A 658-nucleotide genomic window follows, 5' to 3' on the forward strand; every position below is an offset into this window, starting at 1 on the left:
CACCCAATCGCTGTGGATTGCTTCTTCAACCAACGCTTTCCATTGCTGTTTACCCATCAAGTTAGATGGCGTATCGCTACCAATGAAGCCGTATGGTTTGTCTGGCTGTGCTTTGGCTTTCGATAGTGCGTTATCCACCATAGAAAGGACTTCAGAACGCGTTTTCTGATCTTTGCTGTGTGCCACACCAAGCGAGGCTTTTGGTTTTGCTAAGCCAGTTGGATCAGTGTTTAGGCCATTGACACAGTTGACGATGCTGTCCGCGAGAATGCGCAGTTCGCTCTCATCCATGTGCGGGAAAAGCAGACCGAATTCATCACTAGAAAGACGAGCAATGGTGGCTCCCGGAACATCAATGGTGTTTTTCAGACGTTGAGACAACTCTTTCACGTGGGCATCAGCGCGTTGGTAGTCTTTTGTCTCGTAAATGTCGCCAATGTATTCTGCATGGAGTAGCGCGATACCCCCTTGCGTTTGTTCTGCCAACCATTGGTCAACTTGGTTGATGTAGAACGAGCGGTTACCTAGTTTGGAGATAGGATCTAGGTATGCTTGAGCACGTAGACGTTGTGCTTCTTTGGCCTGTTCTTCAAATGACAACTCAATCTGTGCCGACATCATGTTGATGCCATCCACGACCGCGATCAGGTCTTTGGTT

1 protein-coding gene is annotated in these 658 nt (G+C 48.3%); it reads right to left on the reverse strand.

Going from position 1 to position 658, the window contains the following annotated elements:
• The coding region (locus R7O13_RS27755) for a GGDEF domain-containing protein (RefSeq protein ID WP_318305308.1) at positions 1-658 on the reverse strand (658 nt) is incomplete at both ends.

This window comes from Vibrio sp. Y176, assembly GCF_033438945.1.